24 protein-coding genes and 2 tRNA genes are annotated in these 22,447 nt (G+C 64.5%); 11 read left to right on the forward strand and 15 right to left on the reverse strand.

Features of this window, described 5'->3' with window-relative positions; all coding sequences use genetic code 11:
• Positions 1–92: 92 nt before the first annotated feature.
• Together GWG67_RS05865 and GWG67_RS05870 are read right to left on the reverse strand one after the other, a co-directional pair.
• Positions 93–941 (reverse strand): 3-keto-5-aminohexanoate cleavage protein, encoded by an 849-nt coding sequence (locus GWG67_RS05865; RefSeq protein WP_275168175.1) that lies wholly within the window; start codon positions 939–941, stop codon positions 93–95.
• 120 nt (positions 942–1,061) lie between these two features.
• Positions 1,062–2,450, reverse strand: a complete 1,389-nt coding sequence (locus tag GWG67_RS05870) for an MFS transporter (protein ID WP_275168176.1) — start codon at positions 2,448–2,450, stop codon at positions 1,062–1,064.
• 343 nt (positions 2,451–2,793) lie between these two features.
• Here GWG67_RS05870 and GWG67_RS05875 point away from each other — a divergent pair, with 343 nt between their 5' ends.
• Both GWG67_RS05875 and GWG67_RS05880 read left to right on the forward strand, forming a co-directional pair.
• Positions 2,794–3,051 (forward strand): type II toxin-antitoxin system Phd/YefM family antitoxin, encoded by a 258-nt coding sequence (locus tag GWG67_RS05875; protein ID WP_275168177.1) that lies wholly within the window; start codon positions 2,794–2,796, stop codon positions 3,049–3,051.
• A complete protein-coding gene (locus GWG67_RS05880) occupies positions 3,048–3,431 on the forward strand; it encodes a type II toxin-antitoxin system VapC family toxin (protein ID WP_275168178.1) in 384 nt (127 codons plus the stop codon). The genes GWG67_RS05875 and GWG67_RS05880 overlap by 4 nt, the downstream gene beginning before the upstream one ends.
• A 57-nt stretch (positions 3,432–3,488) precedes the next feature.
• Here the strand turns inward: GWG67_RS05880 and GWG67_RS05885 are convergent, their stop codons facing one another.
• The 4 genes from GWG67_RS05885 to GWG67_RS05900 are packed head-to-tail and all read right to left on the reverse strand — an operon-like array spanning position 3,489 to position 5,700.
• Positions 3,489–3,659, reverse strand: a complete 171-nt coding sequence (locus tag GWG67_RS05885; RefSeq protein WP_219683770.1) for a hypothetical protein — start codon at positions 3,657–3,659, stop codon at positions 3,489–3,491.
• A 35-nt stretch (positions 3,660–3,694) separates the two neighbouring features.
• Positions 3,695–3,898 carry a hypothetical protein gene (locus GWG67_RS05890; protein ID WP_007611681.1) on the reverse strand — a complete coding sequence of 68 codons (204 nt, stop codon included), beginning with the start codon at positions 3,896–3,898 and terminating at the stop codon, positions 3,695–3,697.
• An 18-nt stretch (positions 3,899–3,916) separates the two neighbouring features.
• Positions 3,917–5,251: a sorbosone dehydrogenase family protein gene (locus tag GWG67_RS05895; protein ID WP_275168179.1), complete on the reverse strand. Its 1,335-nt coding sequence runs from the start codon at positions 5,249–5,251 to the stop codon at positions 3,917–3,919.
• Entirely contained in the window at positions 5,248–5,700 is a 453-nt protein-coding gene (locus GWG67_RS05900; RefSeq protein ID WP_275168180.1) for a DUF2231 domain-containing protein, read from the reverse strand. Before GWG67_RS05900 ends, GWG67_RS05895 begins: the two co-directional genes overlap by 4 nt.
• Positions 5,701–6,176: 476 nt before the next feature.
• Between GWG67_RS05900 and GWG67_RS05905 the strand changes: the two genes are divergently transcribed.
• The 3 genes from GWG67_RS05905 (at position 6,177) to GWG67_RS05915 (ending at position 7,322) form a co-directional block, all read left to right on the forward strand.
• On the forward strand, positions 6,177–6,635 hold the full coding sequence (locus tag GWG67_RS05905) for a YidB family protein (protein WP_275168181.1): 459 nt from the start codon (positions 6,177–6,179) through the stop codon (positions 6,633–6,635).
• Between the two features lie 26 nt (positions 6,636–6,661).
• Complete coding sequence (locus GWG67_RS05910; protein WP_007611688.1) at positions 6,662–6,925, forward strand: GlsB/YeaQ/YmgE family stress response membrane protein; 264 nt, start codon at positions 6,662–6,664, stop codon at positions 6,923–6,925.
• Between the two features lie 64 nt (positions 6,926–6,989).
• On the forward strand, positions 6,990–7,322 hold the full coding sequence (locus GWG67_RS05915; protein ID WP_342761017.1) for a hypothetical protein: 333 nt from the start codon (positions 6,990–6,992) through the stop codon (positions 7,320–7,322).
• Positions 7,323–8,085: 763 nt separating this feature from the next.
• On the opposite strand, the gene GWG67_RS05920 is transcribed toward GWG67_RS05915, so the two are convergent.
• Both GWG67_RS05920 and GWG67_RS05925 read right to left on the reverse strand, forming a co-directional pair.
• Positions 8,086–8,159, reverse strand: a tRNA-Gly gene (locus GWG67_RS05920).
• Positions 8,160–8,525: 366 nt separating this feature from the next.
• The gene (locus GWG67_RS05925) at positions 8,526–10,937 is read right to left on the reverse strand and encodes an ATP-binding protein (protein ID WP_275168184.1); all 2,412 of its coding nucleotides are present in this window, start codon (positions 10,935–10,937) and stop codon (positions 8,526–8,528) included.
• A gap of 381 nt (positions 10,938–11,318) precedes the next feature.
• Here GWG67_RS05925 and GWG67_RS05930 point away from each other — a divergent pair, with 381 nt between their 5' ends.
• Positions 11,319–12,032, forward strand: a complete 714-nt coding sequence (locus tag GWG67_RS05930; protein ID WP_275168185.1) for an ABC transporter substrate-binding protein — start codon at positions 11,319–11,321, stop codon at positions 12,030–12,032.
• Positions 12,033–12,039: 7 nt separating this feature from the next.
• Here the strand turns inward: GWG67_RS05930 and GWG67_RS05935 are convergent, their stop codons facing one another.
• Complete coding sequence (locus GWG67_RS05935) at positions 12,040–12,243, reverse strand: hypothetical protein (protein WP_275168187.1); 204 nt, start codon at positions 12,241–12,243, stop codon at positions 12,040–12,042.
• A gap of 29 nt (positions 12,244–12,272) precedes the next feature.
• The gene (locus GWG67_RS05940) at positions 12,273–12,452 is read right to left on the reverse strand and encodes a hypothetical protein (RefSeq protein WP_275168188.1); all 180 of its coding nucleotides are present in this window, start codon (positions 12,450–12,452) and stop codon (positions 12,273–12,275) included.
• Positions 12,453–12,648: 196 nt separating this feature from the next.
• Here GWG67_RS05940 and GWG67_RS05945 point away from each other — a divergent pair, with 196 nt between their 5' ends.
• A complete protein-coding gene (locus GWG67_RS05945; protein ID WP_007611703.1) occupies positions 12,649–13,035 on the forward strand; it encodes a YciI family protein in 387 nt (128 codons plus the stop codon).
• 9 nt (positions 13,036–13,044) lie between these two features.
• On the opposite strand, the gene GWG67_RS05950 is transcribed toward GWG67_RS05945, so the two are convergent.
• Complete coding sequence (locus GWG67_RS05950) at positions 13,045–13,635, reverse strand: TMEM175 family protein (protein WP_275168189.1); 591 nt, start codon at positions 13,633–13,635, stop codon at positions 13,045–13,047.
• A 129-nt stretch (positions 13,636–13,764) separates the two neighbouring features.
• Here GWG67_RS05950 and GWG67_RS05955 point away from each other — a divergent pair, with 129 nt between their 5' ends.
• Both GWG67_RS05955 and GWG67_RS05960 read left to right on the forward strand, forming a co-directional pair.
• The gene (locus tag GWG67_RS05955; protein ID WP_275168190.1) at positions 13,765–15,822 is read left to right on the forward strand and encodes an ATP-dependent helicase; all 2,058 of its coding nucleotides are present in this window, start codon (positions 13,765–13,767) and stop codon (positions 15,820–15,822) included.
• A gap of 57 nt (positions 15,823–15,879) precedes the next feature.
• Entirely contained in the window at positions 15,880–16,860 is a 981-nt protein-coding gene (locus GWG67_RS05960; protein ID WP_275168191.1) for an NADPH:quinone oxidoreductase family protein, read from the forward strand.
• Positions 16,861–16,890: 30 nt separating this feature from the next.
• Here GWG67_RS05960 and GWG67_RS05965 read toward each other — a convergent pair whose 3' ends face one another.
• From GWG67_RS05965 to GWG67_RS05975, 3 genes are read right to left on the reverse strand one after another with little or no spacing between them, the layout of a single operon-like run.
• Positions 16,891–18,138, reverse strand: coding sequence for an amidohydrolase family protein (locus GWG67_RS05965; RefSeq protein WP_275168193.1), 1,248 nt, complete (start codon positions 18,136–18,138; stop codon positions 16,891–16,893).
• Between the two features lie 17 nt (positions 18,139–18,155).
• A complete protein-coding gene (locus GWG67_RS05970) occupies positions 18,156–18,647 on the reverse strand; it encodes a GAF domain-containing protein (protein WP_275168195.1) in 492 nt (163 codons plus the stop codon).
• Positions 18,644–20,002, reverse strand: coding sequence for an MFS transporter (locus GWG67_RS05975; protein ID WP_275168196.1), 1,359 nt, complete (start codon positions 20,000–20,002; stop codon positions 18,644–18,646). The genes GWG67_RS05970 and GWG67_RS05975 overlap by 4 nt, the downstream gene beginning before the upstream one ends.
• Before the next feature lie 107 nt (positions 20,003–20,109).
• Between GWG67_RS05975 and GWG67_RS05980 the strand changes: the two genes are divergently transcribed.
• Together GWG67_RS05980 and GWG67_RS05985 are read left to right on the forward strand one after the other, a co-directional pair.
• Positions 20,110–21,039, forward strand: a complete 930-nt coding sequence (locus GWG67_RS05980; protein ID WP_342761018.1) for a LysR family transcriptional regulator — start codon at positions 20,110–20,112, stop codon at positions 21,037–21,039.
• A gap of 152 nt (positions 21,040–21,191) precedes the next feature.
• On the forward strand, positions 21,192–22,223 hold the full coding sequence (locus GWG67_RS05985) for an LLM class flavin-dependent oxidoreductase (RefSeq protein WP_275168199.1): 1,032 nt from the start codon (positions 21,192–21,194) through the stop codon (positions 22,221–22,223).
• A 121-nt stretch (positions 22,224–22,344) separates the two neighbouring features.
• Here the strand turns inward: GWG67_RS05985 and GWG67_RS05990 are convergent.
• Positions 22,345–22,430, reverse strand: a tRNA-Tyr gene (locus GWG67_RS05990).
• Between the last annotated feature and the right edge of the window lie 17 nt (positions 22,431–22,447).

Genomic DNA, 22,447 nt, shown 5'->3' on the forward strand with positions numbered 1-22,447 from the left:
GGCGCAGATCACGCCCGTGACGCCAGTCTTACCCGGAGACTCAGCGTACGGAAACGCCGGCCGTCGAATGGCAGCAGGCGGCCGGGAGCATGTCAGGAGGCGGCAGGAGCTCCCTGCCCTGCGAGCCCGAGCAGGGATCGCGCCTCGGCCGCAGTCGCCACGCGCCGGCCGTGGCGCGCCACAGCCTCACCGGCGATGGCCACGAGCTCCGCGTTGCTGGCGGCGAGGCGTGCCTTGTCGATCCTGATATTGTCCTCGAGCCCGGTGCGGACCGCATCGGCGCCCCGCGCGAGCGCCCAGCCCATGACCTCGGCCTGGTGGCGTCCGATCCCGGCTGCCGTCCACGTCGCCTTCGGGATCAGCCGCCTGAGCTCGCCCAGCAGGATGTCGAGCACATGCTCGTCCGCGGGCATGGCGTTCTTGACGCCCATGACGAACTGAACGTGCGGACGCTGGTCGATCAGCCCCGCCTCGATCAGACGGCGGGCACCATGCAGATGCGACAGATCGAAGATTTCGATTTCCGGCCGGATACCATTCGCCTTCATCCCGGTGGCGAGCATCTCGACCAGAGCAGCGCCGTTCTCGTAGACGATGGTCGGAAAGTTCACCGATCCCGTGGACAGCGAGGCCATGTCCGGCTTCAGGTAGAGCGACGATCCGCGCGCCGAGGGATCTCGGCCCCGCCCGCCGGTCGAGAACTGAACGATCATGTCAGGACAGTGCTTCCTGATCCCCGCCTGCACCGCGGCGAAACGCTCGGGATCGGAGGATGGCGTCTCGTCATCGTTGCGAACATGGATATGGGCAAGCGTGGCACCGGCTTCGAAGGCCTGGTGCGTCGACTCGATCTGTTCGGACGGCAGGATCGGGACCGCGGGATTGTCCTTCTTGCGCGGAACGGAGCCGGTGATGGCGACAGCGACGACGACGGGGTTCATTCTGCAACCTCATGATGATCGCGCTCGCGCGCGGAATTCGAGCAGGCAGTTAGGTAACGACTCACACCCTGCCGCTGCAACCGTCCTCGATCGCAGCGGCATGACTTCCTTGCGTACCCGTCAGGTCGGAATTGCGGCCGCACCGCTCGCCACCTCCGCACGCTGCCGCTCATAGTCTGCCCGCGGCATCGGAACGGCGTTGGGATTGCCGAGATCGTCGATCCTGACCCGATAGGTCTCCCGGGCCGTGACCGCCGCCAGCGCTGCGATGACAGTGATGCCGAAGGCGATCGCCCCCACAGTCAGGGGAATGTTGGCCGAGCCGGGAGGCGCCACGGTCGCAAACAAGGCCGGAAGCAATGCGGTGATGGTCGTGCCGATGTTCTGCGAGATCGCCATCGCCGACACGCGGGTGCGGGTTGGAAACAGTTCGGGGTAGAAACTCGGGAAGATCGCGTTGTAACCCTGATAGACCACGCCCCACATCAAGAGCGACAGCAGGATCGCCAGCGGCACGTTCCTGATGCTGATGGCATAGAGATAACCGAAAGCCAGCACGCCCGAGAGCAGCGCGCCGACGACGATCGGAGGCTTGCGGCCGACCTTGTCGGAGAGATTGCCGACGAAGGGAATGACGAACACGGCCAGCATGTTTCCGAGCACGGGGATCCAGAGATAAACGTCCTTGGCAAAACCGATGCCGTAGGCCGGCTGCACCGCATAGGCCGCACCGAAGATGGTCGCAACCACCGGAATGACATTCATCAGTGCCATGCAGATGACCCTGAGCATGTCGCGCCAGCTCAGTTTGATGGCCTGGACGATGGGCGCCCGCGGCGTTTCTCCCCGTTCGCCGTCGCGGGCAAAGGCAGGGGTCTCGTCGACTTCGCGACGAATGATGTAGCCCGCGACGATGACGAAGAAGCTGAGCAGGAAGGGAATCCGCCAGCCCCAGCTGTTGAAGGCCTCGGTCGGCATGTAGGCCGCCAGCGGTAGGAACACCGCGGCCGCGAGAATTTGCCCGGCCTGCACGCCCTGAAGCGCAAAGCTCGCATAGAAGCCGCGCCGGCCGAACGGGGCGTGCTCCAGAATCATCGAGCTCGCGCCGGAGATTTCACCGGCCACGGCAAATCCCTGCACGAGGCGCAGCATGACGAGCAGGATCGGCGCCAGGATGCCGACCTGATGATAAGTCGGCAGGATACCGACCGCCATGGTCGAGATGCCCATCAGGAACATGCAGACGATGAGAACGGTCTTGCGGCCATGGGTGTCGCCCCAATGTCCCAGCACGAAGGCGCCGATCGGACGAGCCACATATCCGACGCCATAGGTCGCCAGCGAAGCAACGATCGCGACGGTCGGATTCTCGGACGGGAAGAAGATTTGCGGGAAGATTAGCGACGCGGCGGTCGCGTAGATGAAGAAGTCATAATATTCGAGAGCTGACCCGATCCAACCGCTGGCAGCGGCCTTCCTGGACTGACTCATGTATCGGATCGCAGTCATCTCAAGATTCCTCCCTTGGGTTTTGCTGACGTCCCGTTGACGGGCTTCGCTCAAAATTGGGCAGCACTCTCCGGCCGCTCTGCGGAGTTTCGCGAGCGCTTATCATTGCCGATGGGTGTCTGCTTGGTGGCGACGATAGGCTTTCGCCGGGCTAACACAATTACCCAGTTATGCGACAAACCTAACATGATGTTATTTGCGCGCGAGACGTCCCGGCGAACACCGCCGGCAGGGTCATGCCGAGATCGGCCGCAAGAATGCGTCCGGCGATGGCGGGGTGGGAGGCGGTTGACATTGGACCATTACACGGTCCATTTTATAGAAATTGAGGAAGGACAATGAGATGCGGGTCTCCGTCACCGACGCAAAAGGACAATTGACCGATCTTGTCCGCCGCGCAGAGGCCGGCGACGAGGTGATCCTGACGCGGCATGGACATCCCGCGGTGCGGCTCGTCCCGGTCAGGCTTGCGCCGGACCGCGCCGCCCGCCGGACCGTGCTCGAGGCGGCGCGAAGGACCGGCGGGGCCAAAGCTATCCCCGGACCGACCGCCGCGCGCAGTCAGGACTTTCTTTTCGGCGATGACGGGCTGCCGGAATGATCGCAGTCGACACCTCCGCGCTGATGGCGATCGTGCTCGACGAACCGCAAGCCGATGCTTGCATCACCGCACTGGAGACCGCCGACGAAATCCTGATCTCGGCCGCCTCCGTTGCAGAAAGCCTGATCGTCGCGGCACGGCGGGGCGTCGACGAAGAGATGAACAGGCTGATCAACGATCTCGGTTTGAACGTGATCTCGGTGACCCAAGCTTCGGCCGAACGCGTGGCGCAGATCTACTCGCGTTGGGGCAAAGGCATTCGTCCCGCCGGTCTCAACTTTGGTGATTGCTTCGCCTACGATGTCGCCAAGGAGCATGGCTGCGCACTTCTTTACGTCGGCGACGACTTTGCCAAAACGGATATCGTTGCGGCGGCGTAAGTCGACGACTGCCGGGCGGCGACCTACCGGCCGAACAGAAAAGCCGCGGGGCAGCCGTCAGGCTGTATGGCCGGGATCGACGTGCTTCGGCGTTTTCTTGTCGCGTTGGGGTGTCATCTTGGCCGGATCCGGCGCATCCGGCACGCCGCGCGGCCCGAGCTGATCACGCTGAATGTCGTCTTCGGAGCGGGAGGGCTCAATGCCGTTCGGCTCACGGGGCTTGGTCATCGCAGGCTCCTGAAGTGTTCTGCTCGGAGTGTCCGTCAAATTCCCAGCGCGTTCTCGCCGGCTTCGCGGCCGGGCACGCTGACATGGACTTCGTGTCCCTCGCGAAGCGCCAGCGATGCTGCGGCCACCGCCGATTCGAACGCGGCTTCCTTGGTGGAGTATCTGTTCTTGACATCGCCGTCGTGCAGCACGCCCCATTCGTCCTGCACCGGCACGATCGTGTATTGAGCAAGGCCCATGGTGTAACTCCTCGAGATCTATCGCTGCGTGAGCTGCGGGTGCGCCGCCGTCACGCGCCAGACCGTGTTGCCGCTGTCATCGGCGACCAGCAGCGCCCCGACCTTGTCGATGGCGACACCAACGGGCCGCCCGCGCGCGTGATTGTCGTTGTTGAGGAAGCCGGTGACGACATCCTGCGGCGGGCCGCTCGGCTTGCCATCCGTGAACGGCACGAACACCACCTTGTAGCCGTTCAAGACCTGTCTGTTCCAACTGCCGTGCTCGCCGACGAAGGCGCCGCCGCGATAGGCCGCCGGCAAACTCGCGCTTGTGTTGAAGGCCATTCCAAGCGGCGCGACATGCGAGCTCAGTGCATAGTCAGGCACGATCGCCCTGGCGACGAGATCAGGACGCTGCGGCTGGACGCGGGGATCGACATGCTGGCCGTAATAGCTGTAGGGCCAGCCATAGAAGCCGCCGTCCTTCACCGACGTCATGTAGTCCGGTACGAGATCGGGACCGAGTTCGTCGCGCTCGTTCACCACCGTCCACAGCGTCCCGGTCTGCGGCTCGAAACTGAGACCGTTGGGATTGCGCAAGCCGCTTGCGAAGATGCGCCAGCGGCCGCTGGCGCGGTCGATCTCGAGGATGGCAGCGCGATTGTGCTCGGCCTCCATGCCGTTCTCGGTGATGTTGCTGTTGGAGCCGACGCCGGCATAGAGCTTCGAACCGTCGGGGCTCGCGACCAGGCTCTTGGTCCAGTGATGGTCGATCGGTCCGCCCGGCAGCGGCGTCAGCACCGTGCCCGGCGCGGTGATCTTCGTATCGCCTTCGCTGTAGGGATATCTGACGATTGCATCGGTGTTGGCGACATAGAGATCGTTGCCGACCAGCGCGACGCCGAACGGCGAGTTGAGATGGTCGAGGAAGACGCCTTGCGTGTCCGGGACGCCGTCACCGTTGACGTCGCGCAGCAGCGTGATGCGGTTGCTCTCGCCGGTGTCGCCGCCTGATGTCGCCCAGGACTCGATGTATCCCATCACGATTTCCTTGGGCCGCTTGATCGGAGCACCCTTCGGCGCCTTGGATTCCACGACCAGCACGTCCCCGTTGGGAAGCACGTAAAGGAATCGCGGATGCTGTAGGCCGGTCGCAAAGGCCTTGGCCTGCAAGCCCTGCGCAACGGCCGGGGTCTCGTCCTTTTTCCAGCCGACGATGCGCGCGATGTGCATCGGCGGCAGCAGGTATTGCTGGATGTCGGGCAGCGTCGGGTTGGCGCCGATTTGCGCCTTCGGATCGCCGCTGCCGTCATTGCAGCCGGCGAGACACAGCAGCGAGGCGCACAACAGCGCCCGAGCGATTGCGGAGTTCATCGCGCAACTCCTACGCCGTGGCGATACACCATGGCCCAGCCGAGCCAGCCGGTGATCGGCAGGATCAATACGGTGATGGCTGAAAGAATGAGCCCGGTCGGCCACACCGAGGTCCAGGCATCGCGCGTGTGGATCAACGCATTGACGATCGCCAGGACCAGCGCCAGCGCGTTGCCGATCAGATGCGGCCAGGCCGGCGGCTGCGCCCGCACCAGGCGGTTGCCGAGGAAATCGGTCAGGCCCGCGATGGCGGCGAGCACGCCGAAGATGACGCCGACCACCAGAAGCCAGGCGGAAAAATCCGCCCACATGATCTCGGCACTGACGACATAGGCGATGTCGGTCAGCAGCGCCCCGATGAAGCAAGCGATTGGGATCGGCACCAGCATCGGATGACTCGGATGGCCTGCGATTTGCGCGGTCGAGCGCACACGCACGTTATCTTGCACGGTTGGCCTCTTGTCAGATCGCAGCCCCTCCCCGGTAGAAAACACCCGCTTCCAACGAAGGTTCCTGATGGTGGACCACGGCGCCGCCGTACCTCAACAGCGCTGCGGCGTCGAAGCACTCACGAGAAACCCCTTGCCGCTCCGAGTCTCGAGATGAACCTGCCCTTCAGGAGACGGCGCCTCCTTCAATCCAGCCTCGAAGCTCGATGGCGTCTCGCGGCGCCAGACCGAGCAGATCGAATCCCAAAGCCGGCCGAACGCCGCACTCATCCAAGAGACGATCCGCACCGAGGGTGAGCCGGAGCTGGAGCGGCGATGGTGGGCCATCGTGCTGTTCCGAGGAAACGTGGCTCTGGGGAAACGTGGAACTTCCCAGCCCCGCGTATGTTGTGGGCGATGAGTGATGCGGCGGCTAGCACAAGGCGGGCCGTAATTGCTTACGCACGATTGCCCATCATCGAACTCAGGAGCCGGAAATGAGCCGCGGAATGCCATCGATGACCGCCCTCTTGGGTATGCTCGCAATCGCCGGTTATCAAAATCGGGACAAGCTCGCCGACATGTTTCGCAATGCGACCTCCGGTCAGCCGTCGGGTGCCAAGGATTCCCTGGGCGGCATGCTCGGCAATCTTGGCGGCCTTGTGGGAGGCGGCGGCGTCGGTTCGCTGCTGAACGGCGGGATCGGCGAGTTGCTCGAGCACTTCAAGCAGAACGGACAGGGCGATGCGGCTCAATCCTGGATCAATCAGGGGCCAAATCGCGAAGTCACCCCGCCCGAACTCCAGCAGGCTATCGGTCCGGACGTTCTTCAAAAGCTGGAGCAGCAGACCGGCCTGTCGCAGCAGGAGATCCTCGACCGATTGTCGCGCGAGCTTCCGGCAGCGGTGGACAAATACACCCCGGACGGACGACTTCCGGCGCAATCCGTGGGATAGGCACTCCTCAAGACTCGAGAAAAGATATGAGCATCATCTGGACGATCATCATCGGTTTCATCGCAGGCGTCATCGCGAAGTTCATCATGCCTGGCGACAACGAGCCCTCGGGTTTCATCCTGACCACGATCCTGGGAATAGTGGGCGCGTTCGTTGCGACCTATCTTGGCCAATCTCTCGGCTGGTACCGGCCAGGAGAAGGCGCAGGACTGGTGGGGGCCGTGGTAGGCGCCATCATCGTGCTTCTCGTCTACGGTTTTGTAGCCGGTCGCAGCCGTCGGGCCATCTAACCACAGCGAACGGAATTCCGCGCGTTAGCGGAGAATTCGCCCGGCGCGAAAGGCGATCGGCAAGATGAAATGGATGCTCGTTGTCCTGGTAGGAGGTATGACCCCGGTCAACACCGACCTGGTTTTCGACAAGTTCGCCGATTGCCTTGCCGCCGAGGAGCAGATGCGAAAGCACTACACGGACGCTTTCGAGGCCTGGGACCGATGGGCCGCGGCCAATATCGAGCGACGACGCGAATACTCAAAGGTGCGCGACCTCCAGGCGAAACGGCTGCTCAGCAACATCGGTACCTGCGTTCCTCACGCAGGCGGCGAGGCCGCAGCGCCTCAGCAGCAGAGCAATCCGACACCTTCTCCTCAAGCCGCACCTACGCCGCAGCCAAGTCCGAAAACGTGACGTTTGAACCTTCCGAACAGGGGCGGTCGCAAACGAATGTTGCAATTGCTTTCGATACGCTCCGGACTTTGGAGGAGATCAGCATTGAGCGACAGGACGGGCAATGAACCTGCACCCTTGGTGCTTCTCGGCGTGGCAATCATCCCGATCATTGCAGTATTGGCGTGGTTTGCTTTTTAGCTTTGAACTTTTTCCGCGATCGCGCGTCATACTGTCGAAGCGTCCCTAAGCTTCACCCCTACCAGAAAGCCCCGCTTCCCCCAGGCGGGGTTTTCGCTGTCGGCGCTGCATCAACGCACCGATCTTTTCAAGCACCCTTTTGGCTTGACCACTTTTTCCCGATGCCGCAGCCTAGATATGGGCAGGGTTTTGAGGAGGCACAATTGCCGAAAACCCTAGTGGAATTCAGAGCGCAGAACCTTCGTTTACTTGAGCAGCTTTGTCCGGACGATCCGGGCTACATTCAATCATGGATCAGGAAGTTCGACCGCCAGAACGGGATCGAACCTGAAGCTCCTGCGAAGTCTCGCCGGGAGCGAGGTGTTGCTTCACCCAAGAAGGCCAGGTCCAGCAACCGAACCAAGGCGCTGAGCTAGGCAGCTCGCCGCTTTTTCCGGGGAGCGCTCGCCTTGGCCTTCAACTTACCGGTCCCGGTATTCGACACACGAGCCACACCTCCGAGTGCAGCTGCAAGAACCTCGTGCTGAGCATCTCGGCCTTACCGTGCTCACAGCCGTCTTCAACAGGCCGGACATGAAAACATTGGAGCGGGTGAAGGGAATCGAACCCTCGTATTCAGCTTGGAAGGCTGCTGCTCTACCATTGAGCTACACCCGCGACAGGGCTCCCTAACACGGCCGGGCGGCGGTCTCAACTGCCCAAGATCAACGGCCCAAGACAAGATCAACTGCCCAATTGATGGCTTCCAGCGCCTTCCCGGCCTTGCGAACCGCCGCTGGTTCCTCCCGACCCGCCTCCCCTTAACAATGGCGGAATTGCCGCCTATATTGAAATCTTCCGCAACCAACGAAAGGAGGTGATCCAGTGTCTCTTACCAAGCGCTGTCACCTCGCTGGGATCGCCCGCTAAGCTTTGAATAAGGGCTTGGCATCGGGGCGCTCTCAGCCCTGGACCAGCGAGCAAGAAATCGGGCGCGACGGGGTCTCCTCGCCGCGCCTTTTTCGTAGGTCACGCGCCTGCTGCTCACGCGGGCGGCTCGCCGGCGAGCACCTCGCGGATCCTCAGTGACAGGTCCGCCTTCCGATACGGCTTCCTCAGCAGCGCAACGCCGGGACCGAGCTGACCCTCGTGGTCGAGGGCGTTGTCGGTGTAGCCGGACGTATAGAGCACCTTCATCCCGGGGCGGAGGCGCCGCACGGCCTCGGCCAGTTCCTGCCCGTTCATGCCGCCGGGCATGATGATGTCGGTGAACAGCAGATCGAATTGGGCGCCCTGCTGCACCAGCGCAAGCGCGGTTGCGCCGTCGCCGGCTACGAAGGTGCGATAGCCGAGGCTGCCGAGCTGGGCGATGACATAGCCCTGCACCAGCGGATCGTCCTCGACGACGAGAACCGTCTCGTGCCCGCGTGCCGCCGCGGGCGCCTGCAGCGACCCGACCCTCGCCTGCGCTCCGCCCGCAGATCGCGGCAGAAACAGCCGAATCACGGTGCCGCGGCCTTCCTCACTCTCGATCGCAACGCTGCCGCCGCTCTGCTTGGCGAAGCCGTAGACCATGCTGAGGCCGAGCCCGGTGCCGCGACCGACCCCTTTGGTGGTAAAGAACGGCTCGAACACGCGGTCGCGGATATCGGCGGGGATGCCATGGCCGGTGTCGGTCACCGCGACCATGATGAAGGCGCCGCGCGTGGCGTCGCCGTCACCAGCACCATCCGCGCCATCGAATTCGCGGTTCGCGGTCTCGAGCGTCAGCGTGCCGCCGCCAGGCATCGCATCGCGCGCATTGACAGCGAGATTGATGATCGCCGACGACAGCTGCGACGGATCGGCCATCGCCGGCCAGGCGTCGTCCGCGAGGTGGGTCACGATCTCGACGTTTCCGCCCAGGATCGGCTTCAACAGCTTCGCCGTCTCGAGCACGAGGCCGTTGACGTCGATCTCGCGCGGCTCCAGCGGCTGGCGACGCGCAAAGGTCAAGAGCTGCGAGGTGATCTCCGCGCCTCGCGCCGCCGCATCGTCGATCAGCTGGGCGATCGCGGCGAGGTCGGGCTTGTCCGCCAGCCCCTCCCGGACGATCTCGATGGTGCCGGTGATGACAGTGAGCACGTTGTTGAAGTCATGCGCGACGCCACCGGTGAGCTGACCGATCGCATCCATCTTCTGCGACTGCCGAAGCCGCTCCTCCGTCTCGTGCTGCTCGGTCAGGTCGGTGGCCGAACCACGATATCCCATGAAGCGTCCATCGGCGCCGAACACCGGCTGGCCGTTGACGCTAAAATGGCGCGCGCGCCCAGCCGCATCGCGGCCGCGATACTCGAACTTCCGGAACGGCTCGTGGCGATCCAGCGTCGCCAGGTGACCGCGCCATTTCTGCGGCTCGGCATCGTGGTCGAAGGCGGCGTCTGAACGGCGCCTCCCGATCAGCGCCCTCGGGTCCATGCCGAAAGCATCGGCCCGCTCTGAAATGTAGGTGAACACGTGATCCGGGCCGGTCTCCCAGAACCAGTCGGATGCGGTCTCGGCATAATCGCGGAAGCGCTGCTCGCTCGCGCGGGCGTTCTCCTCGGCGTGCTGCCGGATCTTCAGGTCACGCTCGAGATTCCCATTGGCCTCGCGCAGCTCGCCATAGGCATGTTCGAGGTTGGCGCACATGGCGTTGAAAGCAACGACCACCTTGTCCAGCTCGTCGGCCTCGTAAGGCGGCCGGCGCTCCAGGCGCAGAGGCGGCGGCGGCCGTCCGAGGCTGTATTTGCCGACGTACTCGGCGATGGCGCCGAGATGCCGCGTCACCAGCAGATGAAACATGTAGATGATGAACAACGAGACGAGGAACGTCTTTGCCGCCTGGCTTGCCAGGATGACGAGGGCCCTGTTCAGCAAATGCTGATAGACGTCGGTCAGCGTCGCCTCGACCCGGAGCGTGCCGATGGCGCGCGAGGTCCCCTGCACCATGGTGGTCAGCGGAAATTCCCGGGTCATGATCGAACGGCTGTTTCGCTCGCCGACTTCGACACGGATAGGATCGGGCCGATCGGCGATCTCGCGGACCTCCGCCGCGCGAACGTCAGGCAGCCGCAGAATGCCATCGAGCTGGAGCTTGAGCAGGTTCTGGTCGAGATTCCACAGGCTCTCTCCGAGGCTGCCCGTGGTGCTGCGGCCGATCTCGTCCAGCCGCGTCTCGATCAGTCCGACCTCACGATTGTAATCCAGATAGAGCTGGAGCACGGTCAGGGTCAGCGTCACGACCGATGAGAACAGCAGCACGGCAGCAAGCAGCCGGGGCCCGACGCCGCTGCGCGACCAGTTGAAGATCCGCGACAGGAGCGCCGCGAACATGGGAGGCGCGAGCGCGGCGCCAATGCCGGTCAAATCCTGCTTCGCAGCCACCGGCGCAATGGCGCGGCCACGCTTGCTATCGTCGTCGCCTGCGTTGCCCATGCACCACGTCCCCGAAAATGGCGGCACCTGCTCAGCCTACCGGTCGCAGCCGCGAGCAAAGTGAACGGTCGAGACCCTGCCTCAGCAGGCGATACGTGTGGCGATCCTGTCGGCCCATGATCCTGTCGGCCGATGATCCTGTTGGCCCTTGGGCGGCTTGAGCTCGACGGGGTCATATCTTGCGCCCAGCAACAGGATTCCCGCGCAAACTACCACCTCGCATGCTAGAATGACATCGGTGAAAGTCCGGAGACGCCCGCACAACGGGAACGCGCTGCAAACGTTGCGGGCCGGCACAGCTGCCATCTCCGGTAGATCGCGCGGCACCGCAATCCGATGGTAGCAGGGCACGCCCAAAAGGCATGGCCAGGGAGATGCGTCATGAGGCGGATAGTCGTGGTCTGCCTATTGCTGCTCGCGGCAAGCCCGTCGCAGGCGCAAGAGGTCATCCGGCTGGCACGCATCGCCGATATCCCCGATCAATATGTCGGCGGCGAGATGCTCCGCGCGGTCTATGCCAGGCTGAACATCAAGCTCGAATTCGAGGATGTCCCCGGCAAGCGCGCGCTCGCGCTGTCGAGCACCGGCGAGGTCGACGGAGAGGTCCAACGGATCGGAACGCTCTCTCGCGACTACCCGACGCTGATCCAGGTGACACCTGCGATCAATTACATCGAGCCCGCTGTCTTCACCACGAAACTGCAGTTCGACGTCGCCGGCTGGAATTCAATCAGGGACTACAGCATCGGCATCGTACGCGGCGTCGGCTCGTCGGAAGCCGGTACGCGCGGCATGACCCGGGTCACGGCGACCACAAGCCTCGACAACATGGTCAAGATGCTCGATGCCGAGCGCTTCGACGTGATGGTCGCCGACCTCTTCAGCGGGTTGGCTGCGGTGAGGAAACTCAATCTCCAGGCCAGGATCCATCCGCTCTCACCGCCACTCGAGCGCATCAGCATCTACCACCATCTGCATGAACGCCATCGCGATCTCGTGCCGAAGGTAGGAAGGATGATCGAGCAGATGGAGGCGAGCGGCGAGCTCGCCCGGTTGCGGGAAACCCTGATCAAGCAGGTGCTGAGCGGGATGTGACAAGCCGTCAGTTCGTGCGAGGCCGCTCCCGCACCGCTACCGCGGCGATCAACAGCCCGACGCACCAGGCCATGGCGGCCCGCGGCGGCTCGCTGCCGAGCAGCACGGTGAAGATGCCCGCAAGCAGGCATGGCGCGATCGCCTTACCGGACCTGCTCGCGAGCGAAAGCAGAAACGGCATCGCGGCGATCGATATCTGCACGGCGTTCATTGTCGCACGCTGTTTCGCAAGTGTTGGGCTTAGAAGCCGCAAACGTTCATTGCGCGCGGGCGCTTGCCGCGCCGGCTTTCGACGATGCGCTCGCCGCCGCTCTCGGCCGAGCTGCCATAATAGCGGTGGTGGCCGCTCTGGTCGTGCAGATCCGCAGCGTCCGACTTTCCCGCCCGACGCGCGTCGCAGATGATCTTGATGGTCGACATGGCCGCCTCCGAAGTGTTCTTGGTGGCAATCAGTCGCGCCGATTTCGGACGGCGTTCACATCTTTCGGCCGCAATCGGGTTTCGGGAAGGTTTCGTCGCCCTGCCCCGCGACGCAATATTTCCCAAACCCCATTGTCGGCTGCGACGGTGGTGATACGTCCTTCGGACGCGCGCAGCGAAAATCAACGAGGTGACGATGCTTTACGCCATCCTGGCCTATCACGTGGAAGACGAGATCTTGTCCTGGACCCCCGAGAAGGACGCCGCGGTCGTGGCCAAAGTCATCGAGGTTCAGGCTCCCCTCCGGGCAAGCGGGCACTTTGGCCCGGCCGCCCGCCTGGATGAGACCCGAAAGGCCCGCACCTTGCGTGGCCCCGGCGCGGGCGTCGTGCTGGACGGCCCGTTTGCCGAGACCAAGGAGCAGCTTCTGGGCTTCCACCTCGTCGAATACGACACGGACGAGGAGGCGATCGCGGCCGCGCGGACGCTGCGGCAGGTCAATCCGTCAGCGGTCTACGAAATCCGCCCGGTCAAGCTTTACGTGCCGGCCGACGGGTTCGGCGCGACGCCTTCCGGCGAATGAACGGCAGGCCTACTTGTCCGTCCCGGTCGGCCCGACATAGAAGCGCTGGATCAGCAGCCCGCCGAAGGCGATGAACCACACGAACGGCGCGACTTGCGGCGCGAACGCCGCAACGACCGTGCCCGGGATGAACACCAGCAGCGGAAACAGCGAGGCCATGATCTCGTGGCGCCAGCCGCCCAGGATCCTCCACCACAGCCAGGCATTGAGGCCGGCGATCGCAGTCAGGTGCAGGCCGTAGAGCACGGCGACCGCACTGCTCCTGGGGTAGTTGGTGTAGAGGCCGTTGGTCACCGGCAGCAGCACGATCGACAGCAGGAAGAACAGATTGAGGATCACCGCGCCGCGGCTGCCGACGGGCTGGCGCGCCAGCCGCCGGTGATGGCTGATCCAGAACACGCCGGCGATGATGAAGCTGAGCGCGAGACCCGCGAGCTTGCCGGAATAGACCCGGGCGAGATCGTTCCAGTCGGGCGCGCTGGTGAACACCGCAGCCTTGGGCAGGTCGTAGGCGAGCAGCGTCATGGCGACGCCAAAGATGGTGTTGCTGAGCGATTCCAGCCGTCGCATCTCGAACTGGTCGGATTTGAGCTCGGTCATGCCAGGTGGCGCTCTTTTCGGAATGGAACCTTGGGCCGTCTTGTCCCTAGGTCTTAACATCGGTCCCGTCCAGACGCATTGCGATTCGCAGCGGGATCGCCGACTCTGGCTGTTTCACCGGGGCGATTCGTGGCGACATATCTGGACACGCTCAATGCGGAGCAGCGCCGCGCCGTGGAGCATGGCGTGGTCGATGGTGCGACCGTGGGCGCGCCCCTGCTCGTCATCGCCGGTGCGGGCTCCGGCAAGACCAACACGCTGGCCCATCGCGTCGCGCACCTGATCGTCGCGGGCAGCGATCCGCGCCGCATCCTCTTGATGACGTTCTCGCGCCGCGCCGCGGCCGAGATGTCCGGCCGGGTCGAGCGCATCGCCCGAAAAGTACTCGGCGAGAACAACGCCGCGATCATGCGCGACGCGCTTACCTGGGCCGGCACCTTCCACGGCATCGGCGCGCGGTTGCTGCGCGAATATGCCGAGCGGATCGGCGTCGATCCTGCCTTCACCATCCACGACCGCGAGGATTCCGCCGACCTGATGAACCTGGTCCGGCACGAGCGCGGATTGTCGAAGACGGAGAGCCGCTTTCCCGCCAAAGGCACCTGCCTGTCGATCTACTCGCGCTGCGTCAATGCCGAGATGGAGATCGAGAAAGTGTTAGGGGCGCACTATCCCTGGTGCGCGGGCTGGGCGGCCGAGCTGAAGGGCCTGTTCGCGGCCTATGTCGAGGCCAAGCAGGCCCAGCACGTGCTCGATTACGACGATCTCCTGCTCTACTGGTCGCAGATGATGAGCGATGCGCTGATCGCGGAAGAAATCGGCGGCCGCTTCGATCATGTGCTGGTCGACGAATATCAGGACACCAACCGCCTGCAATCCTCGATCCTGCTGGCGCTGAAGCCGGACGGACGCGGCCTCACCGTGGTCGGCGACGACGCGCAGTCGATCTACTCGTTCCGCGCCGCCACTGTCCGCAACATCCTGGATTTTCCGCAGAGCTTCTCGCCCCGCGCCGAGATGATCACGCTCGACCGCAATTACCGCTCGACGCAACCCGTGCTGGCCGCGGCCAACGGCGTCATCGGCCTGGCGCGCGAGCGCTTCACCAAGAACCTCTGGACCGACCGCAGCTCCGCGCAAAAACCACAGCTCGTCACCGTGCATGACGAGACCGACCAGGCCCGTTACATCGTCGAGGAGGTGCTGGCCAACCGTGAGCAAGGCGCGCTCCTGAAGCACCAGGCGGTGCTGTTCCGGACCTCCTCGCATTCGGGCCCGCTGGAGATCGAGCTCACGCGCCGCAACATTCCCTTTGTCAAGTTCGGCGGGCTCAAGTTTCTCGACGCCGCGCATGTCAAGGACGTGCTGGCGCTGCTGCGCTTCACCGAGAATCCGCGCGACCGCGTCGCCGGGTTTCGCATCCTGCATCTGTTGCCGGGCATCGGACCTGCGACGGCGCAGCGTGTGCTCGACCAGATGGCGGAGAGCTCCGATCCGCTCGCCGCGCTCGGCCAGCTCCCGGTGCCGCCACGCACCGGCGCGGACTGGACCGGCTTCGTCCGCACGATCGAAAATTTGCGCTATTCGGAATGGCCGGCCGATCTCGAACGCGTGCGGCTCTGGTACGAACCGCATCTCGATCGCCTGCACGAGGATTCCGAGACGCGCCGCGCCGATCTGATGCAGCTCGAGCAGATCGCGAGCGGCTATGCCTCACGCGAGAAATTCCTGACCGAGCTCACGCTCGATCCCCCGGATGCAACCAGCGACAAATCCGGGCCCCCCTTGCGCGACGAGGACTATCTGATCCTCTCCACCGTCCACTCCGCCAAGGGCCAGGAGTGGAAATCGGTGTTCGTGCTCAACGTAGTCGACGGCTGCATGCCGTCGGATCTCGGCGCCGGCACCAGCGCCGAGCTCGAGGAGGAACGCCGCCTGCTCTATGTCGCGATGACGCGCGCCAAGGACGATCTGCACCTCGTGGTGCCGCAGCGCTTCTTCGTCCACGGCCAGGCCGCCAAGGGCGACCGCCACGTCTACGCCTCGCGCACCCGCTTCATCCCGGAGCAGCTCGTCTATCTGTTCGAGCGTACTGCCTGGCCGAAGGCCGGGGCAAGCGCAGCGCGCACTGCCGCGCAAGGCCCGAAGGTCGACATCGGCGCTCGGATGCGGGGAATGTGGCGGTAAGACACAAGAGGCTGGTGTCGGGGCCTGTCAGGATAACTGGAACAACAGAGGTCCGACATGAAAGCGGTCGTCGTCGAACAATACGCGCCCATCGATCAAATCGCCCTGAAGGACGTTCCGTCTCCGCGCATCGAGCCCGGACAGCTGCGCGTCCGGGTAGAGGCGGCAGGGATCGGATTTGTCGACGGCTTGAAGATCGAGGGGCGCTATCAGACCAAAGATCCCCTGCCCTTTATTCCCGGAACTGAATTCGCAGGGATCGTGGACGAAGCGCCCGGTGCACCGGGCGGCTATCAACCCGGCATGCGCGTGATGGGGATGACGCGCTCGGGCGCGCTTGCCGAAGAGATCGTCGTCACCCCCGAAGCGCTCTACCCCCTGCCGGACGGCGTCGCGGCCGAGGTCGCCGCCTCGTTTCGTGCCAATTACCTGACAGCCCTCTATGCGCTGAGTGCGCGCGCGTCGCTCAGCGCAGGCGAACAGCTCCTGGTGCTGGGCGCAGCCGGCGGCACGGGAATCGCGGCTGTCCAGATTGGCAGGCTGCTCGGCGCCCGTGTGATGGCAGCGGCATCGACACCAGACAAGCGCGAGTTCGCGCGACAGCACGGCGCCGATGCTGTGGTTGACTACACGCAGATCAACTGGCGCGATACGTTGAAGGAATTAACCGGAGGACACGGCGCCGACGTGATCTTCGACCCCGTCGGCGGCGAGGTCTCGGTGCAGGCCTTTCGCTCCATCGCCTGGCGCGGACGTCATCTCGTGGTTGGCTTTGCTGCCGGCGCGATCCCCGCGCTACCGTTCAATCTGCCGCTGCTGAAGGGCGGCGCCCTGCTCGGCGTCGACCTCGCGCAGCTTCCGATCCGCGAGCCCGAGGTGCAGAAGCGCCTGATGTCGGAGCTGGTGGCCTGGTTGGCCGAGGGCCAGCTGAAGCCTGTGGTCGGTCGCGTCTTCGCGCTGGATGATTTCCGGGAAGCGTTCAGGACCATGCAGACGCGCGGGGCGCTTGGCAAGATGGTCGTGCGCATCCCGAAATAGGACGCACCGGGGCGCGGGATGTGGCGGCAGCTAAGCGCCCAGCCGATCGAACTGGACCTTGCCTGCCTTCATCACCAGCGGAATGTGCTCGCCCTGGCCGAGAAGGCAGGCGACATCGCGCAGCGGATTGCCGTCGACCACCAGCAGGTCGGCAATGGCTTCGGGCGCGATCCGGCCGAGCCTGCCCTCCATGCCGAGCACCTCGGCGCCGACCAATGTCGCGCTGGCGATGACGGCGCGCGGACCGAGAATCTCGGCGCGGATACGGAATTCGTCGCTCTGGAGCCGTTGGGACGGCCCAAGCAGGTCGCTGCCAAACCCCATCTTCACGCCCGCATCGCGGTAGATCGTGAGCGAACGCAGGCCGGCGTCGCGCACATCGGCGATCTTGGCAACGCTTTCGGGCGGCAGGCCATATTGGGCGCCCTCGTTGGCGAGCGCCTCATAGGTGACGAGCGTCGGCACCACATAGGCGCCCTTCTCGGCCATCAGCTGCGCGGTCGGAGCATCGACCAGGTTGCCGTGCTCGATGGTGCGTACCCCGCAGCGCACCGCGCGTTCGATGGCAGCAGCGGTGTAGGCGTGGGCGAGCACATAGGTCTGACGCCCGCGCGCCTCCTCGACGATGGCGCGGATCTCGTCCTCGGAGTAGCCGAAGGCGCCGACCGGATCGGTCGGTGAAGCCACGCCGCCTGAGGCCATGATCTTGATCTGGTCCGCCCCCATCTGGAGCTCCTCGCGCGCCGCCCTGCGCACGCCGTCGACACCGTCGGCAACGCGCGCCAGCGCGCCGACACGCACGCAGCAGGGGCACGGTGCGTCGCTGGCGAGGTAATCCGAACGCGCCCGCATGTCGCCGTGCCCGCCGGTCTGGCTGAGCGCACGTCCCGAGACGAACAGCCGCGGACCGTCGGTGAGTCCGGTCTCGATCGCCTGCTTCAGCGCATGGCCGGCGCCGCCGGCGTCGCGCACGGTGGTGAAGCCCCGCCGCAGCATGCCGCGCAGCAGCAGCGTCGAGCGCAGCGTCACCAGCACGTTCGGCATGTGCACCTGCTGCGCCAAATTGAGCTCGACGGCGATCGCATGCACGTGCAAGTCGATCAGGCCGGGCATCAGCGTCTTGCCCTTCAGATCGATGGTGCGATCGGCTTCGGCCTGGAGCGGCTGATCGGAAACCTCCTTGATCAGATTGTCCTCGACCAGCACATGATGTCCCTCCAGGAGGTCCGGCTGAAGCGGATCGAGCAGAGCGGCGTTCTTGAAGAGCACACGGGACATGACGACTTCCTGTCTTATCAGGTGAGCAACGCGGGCAAGGCGAGCTGGGCGAATGGAAGGCACGCAGCGACATCGTCCTCGCCGTACCAGCCTGCCTCATGGAGCAGATTGAGCGAGCCGAGCGTGCGCCCGCACCAGCGCACGGGCATGTTGAGCACGCTTTCGCAGCCGAGCGAAGCGATCAGCTCGTGATCGGAAAACACCTCGCGCAGATCGTCCCGGGTGCGGCCGATATAGGCCTCGCCGCGGTCGAGCACGGCCTCGGTCCACGGCCCCGGCGCCAGGCGTTTGCGTCCGCCCGCCGGGTAAGGTCCGGGGAGATTGGAATACACCCGCGCTGCTTCCCTTGTGTCGTCGTCATAGGTCAGGATCGTGAACAGCTTGTGCCCGATCGCGGATTTCAAGGCGTCGTCCAGCGCCGAGTACAGAGCCTTCGGCTGATCCCCCCTGCCCTGCGCGGCCGCCACGGCGCAGAGCAGCGGATCGGACCGGTGTTTCGTCTCCCTCATGCGACTTCACCCGCCGCAATCTCTTCCAGCGAACGGCCGCGCGTCGGCACCCCCATCAGCACCACGGTGAGCGCGCCTAACAGCAGCACGCTCGTGGTGAGGCCGAACACGCCGGCGAAGCCGAAATTCGGATAGAGATAGCCGACCAGGATCGGCGACACGATCGCACCGATGCGGCCGATTGCCGAGGCGAGCCCGGCGCCGGTGGTTCTGACCGCCGTCGGAAAGACCTCGGCGGTATAGGCATAGACGCCCGCATAGGTGCCGTTCATGAAGAAGGACAGCAAGATTCCCGCCATCATAATGTGCTGGTCGCTGTGCGCGAACGCCAGCCCGAGCGCGCTGGCGCCGCCGAGCACCATGTAGGAGGCGATCGTCGCCTGCCGGCCGATGCGCTCGTTGAAGTACGCGGCGCTGAAATAGCCGGGGATCTGCGCGCAATAGATCGCGATCGAATAGGCGAAGCTCTTGGTGATGCTCATGCCGTTCTGGACCAGAAGGCCGGGAATCCAGACGAAGAAGGAATAGTAGCTGAACGTGATCGCAAGCCACATGATCCAGGTCATGATGGTGATGCGCGCCTGGCGGCCGGCGAGCAGCGCGGCGAAATTGGCAAGCAGCGTCCCACCAGTCACCGCAGGCGCCGTGGCTTCGATGACCGGTTGCGGCAGGACATGGCCTTGGCTCGCAAAACCGGCCTCGATCCTGTCCAGCACGGCTTCGGCTTCCTTCTCCCGACTCCGGCTTTCCAGCCAGCGCGGCGATTCCGGAAGCGCCCTGCGCCACCACAGCAGCATGACGACCGGCACCGCGGTGATCACCAGAACGATGCGCCAGCCGTTCTCGTAGGCGGGCACGATGAAATAGCCGAGCAAGGCCGCCGCGACGAAACCGAAGGAGAAGAATCCGGCGAGCGCGCCGGTAAAGCTGCCGCGGTAACGCCGTGCGACGAATTCCGCGAGATAGGGCGCAATGATTGCGCTCTCCGCGCCGGTGCCCATGCCCGCGACGACGCGGGCGGCGAAGAAGGACGACCAATCGTTCACCGCCGCGCTGACGATGGATGCGACGCAATAGAGCGCCAGCGCCGACATCATCACCGCACGACGGCCGATTAGGTCACCCAGCGTGCCCGCCAGCAGCGCGCCGAACAGGAAGCCGATATAGGTGCTGCTGCCGAGCACGCCGATCTGCACGCTCGACAGATTCCAGGTCGTGCGCAGCACCGGCAAAATGAACGCCAGCACGGCTGCGTCCATCGCGTCGAACATGTAGCCGAGCCCGCCCATCAGCAGCAGATGCCCGTGGAAGCGCGCGAATGGAAGGCGCTCGATGCGCGCCGAGATCATCGACATGAAAGTCCCCTTGTGTCTGGCGGCCCGGCACTCCGCTCATTCCCGGGGGAACCATAGACAAGGAGATATTATCGTCATAATTTATAATCATGATCTAGCACATCACTGTGGTGAATGTTCTGTCGTTCCGAAAGCTCGACCTCAACCTGCTGAAAGTCTTCGAGGCCCTGATGACCGAGGGCAGCGTCACGCGCGCGGCCAACGCGCTTCTGATGACGCAGCCGGCGGTCAGCAACGCGCTCGCACGCCTGCGGGACGCGCTCGGCGATCCCCTGTTCGTCAGGTCCGGCACGGGCATCCGTCCGACCCAGCGCGCCGTTGTGCTGTGGGAGCCGATTGGCGAAGCGCTCGAAACCGTCCGCGGCGCGCTCGACGAGCAGGTGTTCGATCCGCGCCGTGCGCAGACCGAATTCAGCCTGTCGATGTCGGATTATGTCGCTTCGCTGGTGATGCCGAACCTGCTGAACCATTTCGGCAGTGTCGCGCCGAAGGCGCGAATCCATACCGTCCCCAACACCGTCGTGGAGATCGCCGACCAGCTCGAGGACAATCGCGTTGATTGTGTGTTGAGCGTCTATGTCAACGAAGCACAGCAGCCGGCCGCCATCCGCTCGCGCTCGCTGTGGACCGTCGACTACGCCTGCTTCATGCGGCGCGGTCATCCCCTCGCGACGATGAAGCGGCTGAGCACGCGCAGCTTCCTCAACGCGGGGCATGTCGATGTGAGCCTCGCGGGCAAGACCTTGCCGTCCTACGACCTCTTCCTCGCCTCGCGCGGGCTGTCGCGCAACCTGGTTGCGACCGTCAATCACTACAGCGCCGCCTACGAGGTCGTGCGCCAGTCCGACCTGATCGCCGTGCTGCCGAGCGATCTGCGCTCGCAATCCCGGCACGCGCCGTTCCTGCACGCGATGCCGCTTCCGCTCAAGGCGCCGCCGCGCATCGTCAGCCTATTCTGGCACCAGCGCAACGACACCGTGCCGGCGCAGCGCTGGCTGCGCGAGACCCTGGTCGAGATGTTCGCCAGGTCCGACTGAAAGCCGCGGGCAGCGGGCGGCCGACACCATGAAAAAAGGAAACAATGGGTTTCTCGAAGCAGCATTGTGCACCCGTCCCGGCTGCTTAGCTGCGACTAAAGCAATCCCCCACAGTGACAGGCGCGCAAGCCGCGCCCGCAGAGATCTCATCGATGACCGCACCGCTCGAATTCGGACTGGACACCTTTGGCGACGTCACCAGGGACGCCTCCGGCGCGATGCTTCCGCACGCGCAGGTGATCCGCAACGTCATCGACGAGGCGGTGCTGGCTGATGACCTCCGCCTCGATTTCATCGGCCTCGGCGAGCATCACCGCGCCGACTTCGCGATCTCGTCTCCCGAGACCGTGCTGGCCGCCGTCGCATCGCGGACCAAGCGGATCCATCTCGGCTCTGCCGTGACCGTGCTGAGCTCGGATGATCCGATCCGCGTCTTCCAGCGCTTTGCCACGCTGGACGCGCTTTCGAACGGACGCGCCGAGGTGATCCTTGGTCGCGGCTCGTTCACGGAGTCCTTTCCGCTGTTTGGCTTTGATTTGCGCAAGTACGAAGAGCTGTTCGAGGAGAAGCTCGATCTGTTCGCGGCACTGCTGTCGCAGAAGCCGGTGACCTGGGAAGGCAAGCTGCGTCCGCCGCTCAAGGATCAGCTGGTCTATCCCCCGGTCGAGAACGGCACGCTCAAGACCTGGATCGGCGTCGGCGGCAGTCCGCAATCGGTGGTGCGCGCGGCACATTACGACCTGCCCTTGATGCTCGCGATCATCGGCGGCGATCCGGCGCGCTTCGCCCCCTTCGTCGATCTCTATCACCGCGCATTCAAGGAGTTCGGCCGCCCGGCACAGCCGATCGGCGTGCACTCGCCCGGCTACCTCGCCGAGACCGACGAACAGGCGCGCGAGGAGCTGTGGCCCGACTACAAGGCGATGCGCGACCGCATCGGCAAGGAACGCGGCTGGCCACCGATGGGCCGCGACGAGTTCGTGAACGAGGCCGAGCATGGTTCGCTCTATGTCGGCTCGCCGGAGACGGTCGCGCGCAAGATCGCCAAGACCGCCAAGGCACTCGGCATCTCGCGCTTCCAGCTGAAGTATTCGGCGGGCCCGTTGCCGCACGAGAAGCTGATGAAGAGCATCGAGCTCTACGGGCGGAAGGTGGTGCCGATGGTGCGGGAGATGATGGGGTAACTTACGCTCTGAGCGAGTCCGCCTACGCCCTGCGGGCTACGGCGCGACAGCCTTCGCTCACTTCGCGCCATGACCATCGGTGCCGGCTTGCCGAGCCGTAGCTCGCGAAGCGAGCGAAGGCTGGTGGGGGAGGCAGGACTCGAACCTGCGAAGCCATAAGGCGGCTGATTTACAGTCAGCTCCCTTTGCCACTCGGGACACTCCCCCGCTCGACGGCAGCACAA

Source organism: Bradyrhizobium sp. CSS354 (assembly GCF_029051725.1).
GTDB lineage: Bacteria > Pseudomonadota > Alphaproteobacteria > Rhizobiales > Xanthobacteraceae > Bradyrhizobium.

What these genes read in the sequence shown, in the direction of transcription:
- GWG67_RS05970 (WP_275168195.1), bottom strand. Translation starts at nt 18,647, where the DNA reads ATGAGGGAGACGAAACACCGGTCCGATCCGCTGCTCTGCGCCGTGGCG.
- GWG67_RS05975 (WP_275168196.1), bottom strand. Translation starts at nt 20,002, where the DNA reads ATGTCGATGATCTCGGCGCGCATCGAGCGCCTTCCATTCGCGCGCTTC.
- GWG67_RS05945 (WP_007611703.1), top strand. Translation starts at nt 12,649, where the DNA reads ATGCTTTACGCCATCCTGGCCTATCACGTGGAAGACGAGATCTTGTCC.
- GWG67_RS05985 (WP_275168199.1), top strand. Translation starts at nt 21,192, where the DNA reads ATGACCGCACCGCTCGAATTCGGACTGGACACCTTTGGCGACGTCACC.
- GWG67_RS05960 (WP_275168191.1), top strand. Translation starts at nt 15,880, where the DNA reads ATGAAAGCGGTCGTCGTCGAACAATACGCGCCCATCGATCAAATCGCC.
- GWG67_RS05950 (WP_275168189.1), bottom strand. Translation starts at nt 13,635, where the DNA reads ATGACCGAGCTCAAATCCGACCAGTTCGAGATGCGACGGCTGGAATCG.
- GWG67_RS05930 (WP_275168185.1), top strand. Translation starts at nt 11,319, where the DNA reads ATGAGGCGGATAGTCGTGGTCTGCCTATTGCTGCTCGCGGCAAGCCCG.
- GWG67_RS05870 (WP_275168176.1), bottom strand. Translation starts at nt 2,450, where the DNA reads ATGACTGCGATCCGATACATGAGTCAGTCCAGGAAGGCCGCTGCCAGC.
- GWG67_RS05895 (WP_275168179.1), bottom strand. Translation starts at nt 5,251, where the DNA reads ATGAACTCCGCAATCGCTCGGGCGCTGTTGTGCGCCTCGCTGCTGTGT.
- GWG67_RS05965 (WP_275168193.1), bottom strand. Translation starts at nt 18,138, where the DNA reads ATGTCCCGTGTGCTCTTCAAGAACGCCGCTCTGCTCGATCCGCTTCAG.
- GWG67_RS05910 (WP_007611688.1), top strand. Translation starts at nt 6,662, where the DNA reads ATGAGCATCATCTGGACGATCATCATCGGTTTCATCGCAGGCGTCATC.
- GWG67_RS05935 (WP_275168187.1), bottom strand. Translation starts at nt 12,243, where the DNA reads ATGAACGCCGTGCAGATATCGATCGCCGCGATGCCGTTTCTGCTTTCG.
- GWG67_RS05865 (WP_275168175.1), bottom strand. Translation starts at nt 941, where the DNA reads ATGAACCCCGTCGTCGTCGCTGTCGCCATCACCGGCTCCGTTCCGCGC.
- GWG67_RS05890 (WP_007611681.1), bottom strand. Translation starts at nt 3,898, where the DNA reads ATGGGCCTTGCTCAATACACGATCGTGCCGGTGCAGGACGAATGGGGC.
- GWG67_RS05925 (WP_275168184.1), bottom strand. Translation starts at nt 10,937, where the DNA reads ATGGGCAACGCAGGCGACGACGATAGCAAGCGTGGCCGCGCCATTGCG.
- GWG67_RS05885 (WP_219683770.1), bottom strand. Translation starts at nt 3,659, where the DNA reads ATGACCAAGCCCCGTGAGCCGAACGGCATTGAGCCCTCCCGCTCCGAA.
- GWG67_RS05880 (WP_275168178.1), top strand. Translation starts at nt 3,048, where the DNA reads ATGATCGCAGTCGACACCTCCGCGCTGATGGCGATCGTGCTCGACGAA.
- GWG67_RS05940 (WP_275168188.1), bottom strand. Translation starts at nt 12,452, where the DNA reads ATGTCGACCATCAAGATCATCTGCGACGCGCGTCGGGCGGGAAAGTCG.
- GWG67_RS05915 (WP_342761017.1), top strand. Translation starts at nt 6,990, where the DNA reads ATGAAATGGATGCTCGTTGTCCTGGTAGGAGGTATGACCCCGGTCAAC.
- GWG67_RS05875 (WP_275168177.1), top strand. Translation starts at nt 2,794, where the DNA reads ATGCGGGTCTCCGTCACCGACGCAAAAGGACAATTGACCGATCTTGTC.
- GWG67_RS05905 (WP_275168181.1), top strand. Translation starts at nt 6,177, where the DNA reads ATGAGCCGCGGAATGCCATCGATGACCGCCCTCTTGGGTATGCTCGCA.